Origin of the sequence: Paraburkholderia sp. RL17-337-BIB-A (assembly GCF_046025895.1) — a bacterium.
GTDB classification, from domain to species: domain Bacteria; phylum Pseudomonadota; class Gammaproteobacteria; order Burkholderiales; family Burkholderiaceae; genus Paraburkholderia; species Paraburkholderia fungorum_C.
Map to the genome: position 1 here is coordinate 2710231 of NZ_JARESY010000002.1, position 12330 is coordinate 2722560.

9 protein-coding genes and 1 pseudogene are annotated in these 12330 nt (G+C 60.0%); 6 read left to right on the forward strand and 4 right to left on the reverse strand.

Annotated elements, in window-relative coordinates:
* Window positions 1–128 precede the first annotated feature (128 nt).
* Window positions 129–1001 carry a LysR family transcriptional regulator gene (locus tag P0D84_RS32825; RefSeq protein ID WP_408343571.1) on the forward strand — a complete coding sequence of 291 codons (873 nt, stop codon included), beginning with the start codon at window positions 129–131 and terminating at the stop codon, window positions 999–1001.
* A gap of 634 nt (window positions 1002–1635) precedes the next feature.
* Here P0D84_RS32825 and P0D84_RS32830 read toward each other — a convergent pair.
* Window positions 1636–2745, reverse strand: a complete 1110-nt coding sequence (locus tag P0D84_RS32830) for an IS110 family RNA-guided transposase (RefSeq protein ID WP_408343573.1) — start codon at window positions 2743–2745, stop codon at window positions 1636–1638.
* Between the two features lie 94 nt (window positions 2746–2839).
* Entirely contained in the window at window positions 2840–3823 is a 984-nt protein-coding gene (locus P0D84_RS32835) for a LysR family transcriptional regulator (RefSeq protein WP_408343575.1), read from the reverse strand.
* A 248-nt stretch (window positions 3824–4071) separates the two neighbouring features.
* Between P0D84_RS32835 and P0D84_RS32840 the strand changes: the two genes are divergently transcribed.
* The 4 genes and pseudogenes from P0D84_RS32840 (at window position 4072) to gfa (ending at window position 8052) form a co-directional block, all read left to right on the forward strand.
* Window positions 4072–5532 carry an alpha/beta fold hydrolase gene (locus P0D84_RS32840; RefSeq protein ID WP_408343577.1) on the forward strand — a complete coding sequence of 487 codons (1461 nt, stop codon included), beginning with the start codon at window positions 4072–4074 and terminating at the stop codon, window positions 5530–5532.
* 141 nt (window positions 5533–5673) lie between these two features.
* Window positions 5674–6825, forward strand: a complete 1152-nt coding sequence (locus P0D84_RS32845; protein ID WP_408343579.1) for a serine hydrolase domain-containing protein — start codon at window positions 5674–5676, stop codon at window positions 6823–6825.
* Between the two features lie 422 nt (window positions 6826–7247).
* A pseudogene (locus P0D84_RS32850) lies at window positions 7248–7400 on the forward strand (S-(hydroxymethyl)glutathione dehydrogenase); the annotation flags it as partial.
* An 85-nt stretch (window positions 7401–7485) separates the two neighbouring features.
* On the forward strand, window positions 7486–8052 hold the full coding sequence (gene gfa / locus P0D84_RS32855; RefSeq protein WP_408343581.1) for an S-(hydroxymethyl)glutathione synthase: 567 nt from the start codon (window positions 7486–7488) through the stop codon (window positions 8050–8052).
* 135 nt (window positions 8053–8187) lie between these two features.
* On the opposite strand, the gene P0D84_RS32860 is transcribed toward gfa, so the two are convergent.
* Window positions 8188–10533: a cytochrome P450/oxidoreductase gene (locus P0D84_RS32860; protein ID WP_408343583.1), complete on the reverse strand. Its 2346-nt coding sequence runs from the start codon at window positions 10531–10533 to the stop codon at window positions 8188–8190.
* A 119-nt stretch (window positions 10534–10652) separates the two neighbouring features.
* Here P0D84_RS32860 and P0D84_RS32865 point away from each other — a divergent pair, with 119 nt between their 5' ends.
* Window positions 10653–11492: an IclR family transcriptional regulator gene (locus tag P0D84_RS32865; RefSeq protein WP_408343585.1), complete on the forward strand. Its 840-nt coding sequence runs from the start codon at window positions 10653–10655 to the stop codon at window positions 11490–11492.
* A 53-nt stretch (window positions 11493–11545) separates the two neighbouring features.
* Here the strand turns inward: P0D84_RS32865 and P0D84_RS32870 are convergent, their stop codons facing one another.
* On the reverse strand, window positions 11546–12304 hold the full coding sequence (locus tag P0D84_RS32870) for a FadR/GntR family transcriptional regulator (protein ID WP_408343587.1): 759 nt from the start codon (window positions 12302–12304) through the stop codon (window positions 11546–11548).
* Window positions 12305–12330: the final 26 nt, after the last annotated feature.

Sequence of the window (12330 nt, forward strand, 5' to 3'; positions counted from 1 at the left end):
CTCATTGTCCATAGCCGTTATCATCAAAGAAAGCTAAAATTTGTTGTCATTCGCTTCAAAATTTTTGATGTATCACTCGTGTCCGGCCAGTTGCGGACGCATTCGCTTCCGGTGTCGTCGAGGTTGACTTGAGCACGTTACGCTTTCTCCGTACCTTCGTGGCCGTGGCACGCTACGGCTCGTTTGCGGTTGCCGCCGAGCAGATGGCGCTCACGCAATCGGCGGTCAGCATGCAGATGCGCGCACTCGAAACCGAGTTCAAACATGAACTGTTCGACCGCTGCGGGCGCAAGGTGATGCTGAATGCGATGGGCAAAAGCCTGTTGCCGCACGCGCAGCAGTTGCTCTCGCTCTATGAGGCCATGAGGATGGCGGCGGGCGGCCTCGAAGAAGACGTCGGGCCGGTCTCCATCGGGGCGGTCGAGTCGGTCGTGGGCGCGCTCGCCGAGGCCGCAGCGCATCTGAAGATCGCGCGACCGAATCTCGATGTGAGGATCATGGCGGCAAAATCCGTCGACCTGGCCGCGCGCGTCGACACGGGCGAGATCGATGCGGCCGTGATCATCGACACCCTTGGGCGCCGGCCAGCCAGCGTGCAATGGACACCTGTCTATTCGGAACCGCTCGTGCTGCTCGCCAATGCGACCATGGTTCCAGAATCGGTACCCGAATTGCTCAAGTCGCAGCGATTCCTGCGATTTGACCGGACCCAGCGAACCGGCATCGTCATTGATCGCGCGCTACGCAAGCAGCGCCTGAAGGTGAACGAATTTCTCGAACTCAACTCGCTGGAAGGCATCGCGGAACTGGTGCGCCAAGGGATCGGCGTCGCGGTTGTGCCGCTGCTGCGGCGCTCGTCGTGGATGTGCGATGACACGTTGCGGGTGATGCCGCTGCCCCAGACGGATGCGAGGCGAATCGTGGGCATGCTGGAGCGCGCGGAGCACGGCAAGATGGCCGTGACAGCGGCGATTGTGAGGCACCTGAAGGAGGTGATTTAAGGATCGTAAGGGGTTGCCGCCCTGTTCCGACATGTCGTGGGAACGAAGAAGTGAAGATGGCGGGAATCAGAATTCCAGTTATCAATACTCTTTTACGCTAACAGCTTGAGCCAATCTACCAACCCAAAGTTCGGTAACAGCCCTCGATAAAAAGACAGCTTACGTAAATACCTGCCACCCAGGCCCACTGCCATACCAGATATTGACATGCATAGACATAACACTGATATGTATGGACCGTGTCAAGTGCCAAAGCGCGGTTTCCCGAAGTTTGACGGGTCAAGGGCGGGCATCAGCCCGGCGTAGCGGACCCTTGACGCGACGTCGGTTTTCCATGCTATGCATTGGTCGTGAGGGCGGCGCTTGCGCGCTCACGACCATGCGAGACTGTCTCTCTGACGGTCTTTACCAACAGGGTGTTCGGGCCAGGACGAGGCGGTTATCCGACGGTTGATCATTCTGATATGCGCGGGTTGGTTACCGCATGGCAAACGAAGCGTCGGGGAGCTGCCTCAATCTAGTTTCGAGGGTTGTGCTGTTTCCAGTTGCCTCCTAGTGTTACCACGAGGGTTCTCCCACCGTTGCCTGGTCCTGGCCCAAACATCCTGTTGCATGCTCGATCCTCTCATGCCGGCTAAGCTCGACTGAGGGGGATGACGTATTGCCCGATAGCCCAGATAAAGCCGACGAGCTCGCGCGCAATGGCGGTACAGACCTGGTTCTTGAGCTTGCCGCGTGCCATCAGGTTTCGAAAGCGTTGACACAGCCGCTTTTGCGCCGACCAGGCGATCTCCTGGACCTCCGGCGGTGTACGCTCGGCGCGCCGCTGGAGGATCGCGGTCTTCCGTGCGGCATGACGATAGGTCCACGCTGCTTCGATGAGTACCCGCCGGACATGGCCGTTGCCGGTCTTGGTGATGCCACCGCGGCGCTCGCGCTTGCCGCTGGAGTGTTCGCTGGGCACCAGGCCCAGATACGCCATCAGTTGGGGCGCGTTGGCAAACCGTGCGAGATCACCGAGTTCCGCGACCACCGTCACAGCCGCGAGCAGACTGATGCCGCGCAGCGCCATCAACGCCTCGATTACCGGCCAAACCGGGCTGGCGTGCGCGGCTGTCTCGACTTCGCGGTCGAGGCTGGCCACGCGCTGGCTACAGGCCTGCACCGTGTCGATATATTCCTGCAGCACGATCTGTTGCTCAGGCCGGGCGAACTTGATGCCTTCCAGCCAGCGCCAGTGCGCTTGCGTCCACCTGGAGCGGCCGTTGTAGCGATGACCATGGCGCGACAGGAACGACAACAGCCGTTGCTTGGCCTGGCGCTGCAGATGCTTCATGTCCTCACGCGCACGGGTCAGATCGCGCAGTGCCTCCTGGGCATCATCCGGAATCCACACGGGGCTCAACTCGCCGGCGCGATGCAGGCGCGCCAGGCTTAGGGCATCGCGCCGGTCGGTCTTCACGCGCTCGCCCGGCTTCTTCGGAATCAGTGACGGCGCGATGACCTGACAGTCCTGCTTCAGCTCACGCAGTTGCCGGCAGATTGTGTAGCCGCACGGGCCGGCTTCGTAGCAGAACGCCAGCCGTCCCGTGCTCCGCTTGAGCTGTGCGACCAGCTTCGTGATGGCCTCCGGCGTGTTCACAATCTCGCCCATATACCGCACCTCGCCGGCCGTGTCGGCGACCGCCACGGCAATCGTTTCCTGATGTACATCCAGGCCCACGTACTTGCTAAACTTGTTCATGACCTGCCCCCTCAATGGCGGCTCTGAGCCGCGGCGTAACCCACCTCAAGCTTAATCCGCGTACCTTGAGGTGCGGCAGGTCCATACATGATGTCTAGTTCATTAGCGCAACTTCCCGCATTAGCTGTCTGAACCAAAGCAGCGCCGGATCACGCTCCTGGAACTTGTTGTACTGCACGACTTCGACAAGCTTGGGAATGGGATATGGGCAGGGAAGCAACCGGAGTGACGGTGAGTCGCGCTGTAACATCAATGCAAGACGGGTCTGCAAGGTAGCAATCCTTCGGGTCCCAATCAGGAAATGCGGGACGATCCGGAACGTCTCCGCGGTTACCTCAGTTCGACGGACATATCCCAACGCCGCTGCAGCTCGGCTGTCAGATGTGACAATTGCGCCTCCAGCCCACTCCATGATCACGTGACCCAACTCGAGATACCGGCTCAAAGTAAGGACATCGCCAATCCGGTCGTTTTCCGCCCATGCCAGGCATGACCACGAATCCTCGAATATGGCTTCGGCGGGGTGAGCCGGCCCGGCGCGGAAGTCCGGTGTAATGAGCAGATCGATCTCGGCATTTTCCAGATGCATAAGCCCCAGTGTCGCTGCGGTACGCACGCTGAACTTCATGAGCGGTGCCTCGATGGAGGCACGCCTCAGGACCTCTCCGAGAAACACACTGATGACGTAGTCGGACGTTTCCACCACGATCTTTCGATCCGACGATGCGGGATCAAACTCGGGACTGTCGCTGGTGATGGCCTGAATTTGCAGCAATACCTCGCGGACCGGGCGCTTCAGGCCCGCGGCCCGAGGCGTTAATACCATTGCCTTTCCTACCTGAACCAGCAATTCGTCCTTGAAATAGTCGCGCAACCGTGCCATTGCGCAACTGGTGGCGGACTGGCTTAGGAATAGCCGCTGCGCAGCTTTCGTCACGCTGCATTCATCCAGTAGCGCGTCCAAAACCACCAACTGATTCAAGTCAAGCTTGTTAAACCGCATGGCATCTTCCTCATTGATCGCATCAATATCCGAAGCGCGGAAGATCAATTGTACTGTTTGCAGGTTTAGAGGCATCGTTCCCACGTGAACTGACCAAGCTTGCCATCTCTCCCGACGGTAAGCCTGTCTTCGTGACCAAGGTGTATGACACGCCCAATGGACGAGACCGCGGCGGGATTTTAAAAGTGGCCGATTCAACCCTTCAATAGACGACCAATCTGCCGCTGAGGGCGGCTGGGTTTCGTTCGCTCGACTCTGAGCAATCACACAGGCCCGGCATAACCGATCTCCATTACATGGCCCACCCACTCAGAAGGAATTTCATGTTGCTCTCTAAACTCATGCGACTTGCCGTGTGCGTTCTTACGGCATCGTTGCTTACCTTTCCCGGAACCGGGGCGCGGGCAGCCGAGGTGTCATACAACTATGCCAGCGTTGATGGCATCAAGATCTTCTACAGAGAGGCCGGAGACAAATCGAAACCGACCCTGCTGCTTCTCCACGGGTTTCCCTCGTCGTCTCATGAGTTCAGGGACTTGATTCCGCTGATATCCCAGAACTTCCACGTCGTGGCACCTGACTATCCGGGCATGGGCTATAGCGACGCACCTCGGGCCGACAAGTTCACGCCTACGTTTGACAACGTGACGGCCGTTATTGAAAAACTTGTCGTGAGTCTCGGCGACCCGCATCTCATCATCTATATGACGGACTTCGGCGGTCCAGTGGGCATGCGCATCGCCGTGCACCATCCGGACTGGATCTCCGGACTCATTTTTCAGAATGCCATTGTCTCCATCGCGGGCGTCGACCCCTCCCGGCGCAAGCGAGACGAAGCGATTTCTGGCGAGATCACGCCGGAGAAACGCGCGTTGGCAGAGAGCCATGTATCGCTCGCGACTGCGCTGTTGCTTTATCAGCATGGCGCGCGCAATCCTGCGGCGCTCAATCCTGATGCCTGGACCGACGACGCGGTCGCTCTTGCGAACCCCGATAGCCGCCGGATCATGACCGACTTGCAGCTCAATATTCCAAGCAATGTCGCATTGTTTCCGGTGTGGCAGGCATATCTATACACGCATCAGCCGCGGACACTCGTGGTGTGGGGCAAGAACGACCCGATCTTCCTGCCGGGGGGCGCCGAAGCCGTCAAACAGGAAGTGCCCGATGCATCGATCCACTACTACGATACAGGTCACTTCGCGCTGGAGGAAGACCATATCGATGTTGCCCGGCAAATCAATCAGTTCTTCGCTTCAACGCATGTTCGAGGTGAAATCGAATCGGTTGACGGCCGCGAGTTGACGGTGTTGACCCGTGAGGGTGCGCATATGAAGCTGGCACTCGGAGACCAGACGCGATTCGCCGCGGTCAAGCCCTTTGATGCCGCGACCATCAAACCGGGCACCTATATTGGTGCTGCCGGAATGGCAACGGCCAGTGGCGTCCAGGCAATGGAGGTCATGATATTCAGGGAGGAGCGGCGCGGAACGGGAGAAGGGCATTACAGCTGGGATCTGACGCCGGGAAGCACCATGACAGGCGCCACGGTAACGTCGGTCACCGATAAGCCCGACGCCCGTGACCTCAACGTGAGCTATGGGGACAAGACGCTCACCGTCTCGGTACCGAGCTCAGCGCCGGTTGTCACCTTCGCCCCAGCGACCTTTGCGGATCTCAAGCCTGGAACAGCAGTGTTCGGAGTGGTGAGCCCCAGTGATCATGGACAAATGAGTGCAGTCAGCGTGGTTGTTGAGAAGAATGGAATCAAACCGCCGATGTAGTTCGCAGGCTAATTGAGTACGCACGCCAGGGATCTTTTCGGCCGAAGAGACAATCGCGCCCAGCTTCCTGGCGAAATGGCACGACCCGTCGCAGAGACGATTCCGCGAACGGGTTCCCAATCATGAACACAGGAGAAAACCATGATCTTTGATGGTTCGGCCATCAAGGCGCGGCTGGACGACGCGGTCTCGAAAGGTGCTGTTCACGGCATTGCGGCAGTGGTGGTTGACCGCAGCGGCCCACTGTTCCATCACGCCGCCGGCGAGGCAGGCCAACACGCGATGTTCCGCAATGCCTCGATGACGAAGGCAGTGGCCACTACGGCGGCGCTCCAGTTCGTGGAGAAGGGGCTGCTGAGCCTGGATGCCGCTATCGAATCGATTCTGCCGGCGTTCGGTCAGTTGCAAGTGCTAGACGGCTTCGACGGCGACAAGCCACGTTTGCGTCCTCCTGCCAGCAAGGCCACAGTGCGCCAACTGATGACCCACTCGGCCGGCCTGGGATACTTCTTTTTCAACGAGAAGTTGATGCGCTACCACGAGCTGATGGGTGAGCCCAACCCTTTCACAGGACTGAAGCGCAGTCTCTCTGTGCCACTCGTCAACGACCCGGGCACAGCATGGGAGTACGGTACCAACACCGACTGGCTAGGGCTCATTGTCGAGAAGCTATCGGGGCAGAGTTTGGGCAGCTACCTCAAGCAGCATGTGTATGGACCGCTGGGAATGCACGACTCGACGTTCGTGCCCAGCGCTGAGCAGCGCGGCCGGTTGCTGCGCGTGATGCAGCGCCAGGTTGACGGCACGCTCGCGCCTTCAAAAGTCGATCTGCCGCCGACCTCCGAATGGGACGCTGCCGGGCACGGCTCTTACGGCACGGTGCAGGACTACGGCCACTTCCTGCAGGCATGGCTCAACGATGGTGCCTGCATCCTTGAACCGGCGACCGTGCAGATGGCGTTGCAGAACCAGCTCGGACAGATCAAGCTCCCCGAACTGGTGAAGTCCACCGTGCCCGGACTGTCGAACGACGTGCCTGCATTGCCGGTGCCGCAGAGCTGGGGCCTCGGCTTCCATCTCACGCTCGCCGACGTGCCGGGCATGCGCAGCAGAGGCACGGGTGACTGGGCCAGCGTCTTCAATTCCTACTACTGGATCGACCGCTCCAAGGACATCGGCGCGGTGCTGATGACGCAGCTGCTGCCCTTCTTCGACATGTCTGTCATCGAGACGCTCATCGGGTTCGAGATGATGGTGTACCAGCAGGTGAAAGCGGTAGTACCCGCGGCATGACGCCGGAGCACGTTGAGCACCCCATACCGACCATTGACGTTTTAAGGGACCAACGAATTTACGGATTGAACAAGACCTTGCCCCTCCGAACAACGTTTCGCAACCCTAATATGCGGCTGTGCGGCGACCCAGCACATCAATCGTATCTGTACCGGCGAAAGCGAAGCTTAGTCTTTTCTAAAAGACTCACGCGAGAGCACTGCAAAATCCGTTTTGCGTAACGCGTCCGACATGATGCTAAGTACTCTTAATATATAAGTAGTTTCCCGAAGGTTGACGACTTCCGGATCAAAACCTCTTGCGACACGCTTTTTAATTGTGCAAACTTGTCTATACAGATTCGTCGCAAGCAATTGAGAGATCTGTCATGAGATCAAGTGCTGCAGTTGCATCCGGGCCAGCAAGACCCCTGGAAATCGTCGAGATCAACGTTGCTGGGTTGCGGCGTCACGACGGGCATGCGAGGCGACATCCAGCTTGCCCCGTTCATCACGCACAGGTTGCCGCTTGATCAGATTAACGAAGCATTCGATCTGATGCACGACGGCAAGTCGATTCGCACCGTGATCAACTACCAGGACACGACCGTGCGCCGTCCTCGGTGCAGCATCATTGCGCCGATTTTGATTCAGAAACATTGGAGGATACAGAATGAGTACCATGACGATACATCCGTCAGTGGACGCCGGTGTCAAGAAGGGCACGCCTGGTTTCACCGGCGGTACGCTCCACTGCCAATGCCAGAGCGACACAGTCGAAGTCCGGGTAGAAAGCAACGTCGCACACAACCACGTTTGTGGCTGTACGAAGTGCTGGAGACCAGCTGGCACGGCTTTCGCAATGATAGGCGTGGCCCCGCGCGATAAGGTCACCGTCACCGCTCATGCCGAGAAGCTCCAGATCGTCGACGAGAAAGCGGCGATCCAGCGTCATGCCTGCAAGGCGTGCGGAGCGCACATGTATGGCCGGATAGAAAACCGTGACCATGCGTTCTACGGACTTGACTTCATTCACGTCGAACTCTCCGATGAGAGCGGCTGGGAAGAGCCGCGCTTTGCGGCTTTCGTCTCGTCGGTAATTGAAAGTGGCGGCGCGAAACCGGAACAGATGGACGGCGTGCGTGCCCGGCTCACTGAACTCGGACTCCCACCGTACGATGCGCTCAACCCGCCGTTGATGGACGCGATTTCCACGCATATCGCCAGGCGCAATGGTGTGCTGAAGTAGTGAAACTTGGGGCGGGCGGATCGTCCGCGCCTATCCACCCGTCTCCAGGATTCGCAAGCCGCGTGGGACAAGTTGAGCGCGCCAGGAACGGGTGTTCGTCGAATGCCGTCCCCGCGCGAATCGCGCGGGGACGCTTCAGAGTTCCAGCACGAGTTTCGTGCCTTTCGCGCGCGAGCAGCAGGTCATCATCCGGGTGTTCAATTGCCGCTCGCCTTTGGTCAGCACGACATCGCGATGATCGACTTCGCCCGCCAGCACGCGCACCTCGCACGAACCGCACAGACCTTCCTCGCAATCGCTCTGAACGTCGACGTTCGCCTGGCGTAGGGCGTTCAGCAGGGTCTGATCGGCGGGCACCATCACAACAAGCCCCGAATCCTTCAACTCCACTTCGAAGGCGTGTTCCTTGTCCGGATCGAGTGTGCCGGCCGTCGATTCGAAATGCTCGACCTTCAGCGCGTCGTCGGGCCAGCTAGCGGATGCTTGTTGCAGCGCGTCGAGCATGCGCGCCGGTCCGCACGCATACACCTGGGTGCCTTCGTCGACCGGTAATGCGCTGAAGTCATTGCGCCTGCCTTCGTCAGAGACATATACCTGCATACGCTCGCCGTGAAGCGCCGTGAGTTCGCCGAGCAGCGCCATCGAGGCGCGCGTGCGACCACTGAAATGCACGACATAGTCGAGACCCAACACCTTCGCACGTCGGGCCATGGCGCTGATCGGCGTAATCCCGATTCCACCCGCGATCAGGACGACCTTCTTCGCTGTCTCGTCGAGCCGGAAATGATTGCGTGGGCCGCGTATGCGAAGCAATGCGCCAGGCTTGACCGTGTTATGCAGCCACTCGGAACCGCCTCGCCCCTGGGGCTCTCTGAGCACCGCGATCTCGAAGGTGCCGGCATTGTCAGGGTCGCCGCACAGCGAGTACTGCCGCGAGATGCCCGTGTTGCCGCATTCGACGTCGATATGCGAACCCGGCGTCCATCGAGGCAGCGCTCGACCGTCAGGTGACGCGAGCTTTACGTGAACGATATCCGTGCCGGCGAAGCTCACCGACGTGACGACAACGGGACGGCTGAGTGAATGCGCAGACGGCTCTCCGACGCGCACCGCGGCGCGGGGTTGCAACACCGACGCATCGGAGCGTTCGGGATTGAGCGCCGGGTCCCATTCGACCAGCAGATGCTCAGGGCCACGAAACGACGTGTTGGGAACATACGTGAAGCGCTGTTCGGCAAGGCGCATGTGCGGTAGCCGACGCGCGAACTCTTCGAGGAAAATCTGCATTTCCATACGCGCGAGGTTCTTGCCCATGCACTGATGCGAACCATAGCCGAACGTCAGTTGATCGCTTGCATTCTCGCGGCGAATGTCGAACAGATCGGCGTCGGCGAACTGCTGTTCGTCGTGATTCGCGGACGACGTCACGATCAGCAGCTTCGATCCTGCCGGCATGTCGACGCCGCCGACCGTCACGTCCCGGGTCGCGAGGCGTCGCCATGCGGCCACCGAGCCGTTGTGCCGCAGGCACTCCTCCACGGCATTCGGTATCAGCCCCGGGTCGTCGCAGATATCGCGCCACGCCTCGGGATGCGAAAGCAGCAGCTTCATCGCGTTCGCGGCGGCGTTCGCAGTGGTTTCGTGCGCGGCCACGATGCCCGCCATCATCATCGAATGCAGATACGAATCGGTCACGACCTCGGGCAGTTCCTTCTGCTTGCGAATGCCGTACTGCATCCAGCCAGAACCGTCCGGGTCCTGACGCATCTTGTCCAGCACCTTGCCGGCAAACTGCCAGAACTTGCCGACCGCGTGCGCGACTTCGACCTGCTCTTCAGGCTTGGGCCGACCCCACGTATTGACCGTGTGCGCAATCGAATACTTGCGCAGCGTGTCCATGTCTTCTTCCGGCACGCCCAGGAAATGCAGCGCAACGGTGAGCGGCACCTCCCATAGCATCTGATCGACGAGGTCGGCCTTGCCGTCGTCGATAAAACGGTCGACGTACTCGCGCGCGAGACGGCGCACCATCGGTTCGTGGTGCGCGAGCGCCGCTGGCGTGAACGGATCCATCAGCGCGCGCCGGCGCGGCATATGTGCCGGCTCGTCCTCGTTGACTAGCGTCCGGTTCATGGCATACCCGTATGACGCCAGCACCTCATTCGCTTCGGGTCCGGTCGGCGTGATTTTCTCGAGAGCGATTGACGGGCTGAAGGTGAGGTTGTCGCGAAAGATCGCCTTGATGTCCTCGTAGCGCGTCACGACCCAGTAGCCGAGTTTCGGGCTGTAGAAAACGGGCTCCTGTTCGCGCGCCCAGCGCACGTATTCCGGCGGATCCTGTTGGTAGCCGTCTTCGAACGGATCGAATTCCGCGGCGCGGCGGCTGACCGGGCAACCTGCGGGTGTCGCCGGAAGGCTGCCACCCGCGCTGCCGTGGAAGGGGCACGCCGAAGCGCGATCCGGGTCAATAGCGTCGCTCATTCATGCCTCCTTGCTGCATATCGATTATGCGTAACTATAGTACGCTATGCGTAATTAACTCATCAGGGTTTACGCGTGCGCGCCGATGGAAGTCGCCAGCCGCCCGCTAGAATGGACGCATGAAAAAAGCACAAGCACTTGACGCGATCGGGGAAGGACGCCTCGCACCAGAACGCGAGCGCCGCCAGCGCGTCCAGTCCGCCTCCACCGCCATGGCCGTACTCAAGGGGCTCGCGGCGATCGGCGGACGCGCGTCGCTTACCGCGCTGGCATCGCATATCGGCGAAAGTCCGGCGAAGGTTCACCGCTATCTGGTGAGCCTGATGGAAGAATCACTGGTCGCGCAAGAATCGGGCACCCAGCAATACGTACTGGGAACCGAGTGTCTTGCCATCGGCCTCGCCGCGATGCGGCTCGCCGACCCGATCCGGCTTGCCGAGCCGTCGCTGGTGCGTCTGAGAGAAAGCCTTGAAATCACCTGCTTCATTGCGGTGATGGGCAATCGGGGGCCGACGATCGTGCGCTTCGAGGAACCGGGGCTGCCCGTCACGGTGAACGTGCGCGCCGGATCGGTCATGTCGCTGCTATGGTCAGCGACGGGCCGGGTTTTTCTGGGCCTGCTCGACGAATCCCGCGTTCGGGCCCTCGCGGAAGAAGAGTTGCTGCATTCGCCCGCCGATCTTCTCGCCCTACTCGACCGCAACGATCCTATCGGACAGTTAATGCGAGACGTGCAGGCCGTTCAGTGCGCAACCGTCAAGGACACCAACCTGAAAGGAATCAGCGCGGTGGCCGCACCGCTTTTCGATTTCAACGGCCGGCTGTGCGCGACACTCACGGCACTGGGTGCAACGGGAGGATTCGACTCGTCTATCGATGGAGCGATCGCGGCGGCAGTTCGACAGGAGGCGCAGGCTATCAGCGCCCGGCTCGGATATGTAGCGCAAACGCAGGCCTGACGCCTTTGCGTCGCCAGCAGGAGAAATGGCGAACCGTCCAGCCTGTCGGGGTCCTATTCTGTTCCCACGAGGCCTCGGTAGCGGATCTGACTGCCGCCAAGGTGGCCCTTCATCGCTTCGCGCGCCGCTTCGACGTCGCCTCGGCTGATGGCCTCACAGACCGCACGGTGCTCGGGAATGGATTTTTCCAGGTATTGCCTGGTGATCAGCGCATCGCGTTTTTCTCCCTCGATCGCACGCCGAGGAAGAACCGATAGCCCCATCCGATCAAAGAACTCGACGAATGCCGCATTGTTCGTCGCCTCCGAGATAGAGCGATGAAACGCCCAATCCGCCAAATCCGGCGACTCGCCCCTTTCCAATGCCGTCGCAAAGTTTTCCGCGTTGGCGAAGATCTTGGCTTCTTGCGCCCACGACCGGCGCGCAGCCGCAAGGCCCGCCGCGTGGATTTCCACGGCCATGCGCAACTCGAGCAGATCGAGCATGGATGAGGAAAAACCAAGGTGCTTCGCGCTGGTTGGAAAGCCATAGTCGCTGGCGGACTTCTGCGCGACAAAATAGCCGATGCCATGCTTGGCATCGATCAGTCCGTCAGCCCGCAACGCGGCGACAGCTTCGCGTATCACCGTTCGACTGACGCCCAACTCCAGAGCCAGTTCGCGTTCCGTCGGAAGTTTGTCGCCGACCTTGACGGCGTCGTCCGCAATTTTCGACCGCAGCGCTTCTTCGGTTCTTAGCGTCAATGACGTTTGCTTTGTGGCCTTCAAAAGCCCAGCCCTCCGGATTCGATTGATAGTGGATGGAGTGATCATACCACATCCTCCAGAATGTCAGCGCA

What these genes read in the sequence shown, in the direction of transcription:
- P0D84_RS32830 (WP_408343573.1), bottom strand. Translation starts at nt 2,745, where the DNA reads ATGAACAAGTTTAGCAAGTACGTGGGCCTGGATGTACATCAGGAAACG.
- P0D84_RS32835 (WP_408343575.1), bottom strand. Translation starts at nt 3,823, where the DNA reads ATGCCTCTAAACCTGCAAACAGTACAATTGATCTTCCGCGCTTCGGAT.
- P0D84_RS32840 (WP_408343577.1), top strand. Translation starts at nt 4,072, where the DNA reads ATGTTGCTCTCTAAACTCATGCGACTTGCCGTGTGCGTTCTTACGGCA.
- P0D84_RS32845 (WP_408343579.1), top strand. Translation starts at nt 5,674, where the DNA reads ATGATCTTTGATGGTTCGGCCATCAAGGCGCGGCTGGACGACGCGGTC.
- gfa (WP_408343581.1), top strand. Translation starts at nt 7,486, where the DNA reads ATGACGATACATCCGTCAGTGGACGCCGGTGTCAAGAAGGGCACGCCT.
- P0D84_RS32860 (WP_408343583.1), bottom strand. Translation starts at nt 10,533, where the DNA reads ATGAGCGACGCTATTGACCCGGATCGCGCTTCGGCGTGCCCCTTCCAC.
- P0D84_RS32865 (WP_408343585.1), top strand. Translation starts at nt 10,653, where the DNA reads ATGAAAAAAGCACAAGCACTTGACGCGATCGGGGAAGGACGCCTCGCA.
- P0D84_RS32870 (WP_408343587.1), bottom strand. Translation starts at nt 12,304, where the DNA reads ATGATCACTCCATCCACTATCAATCGAATCCGGAGGGCTGGGCTTTTG.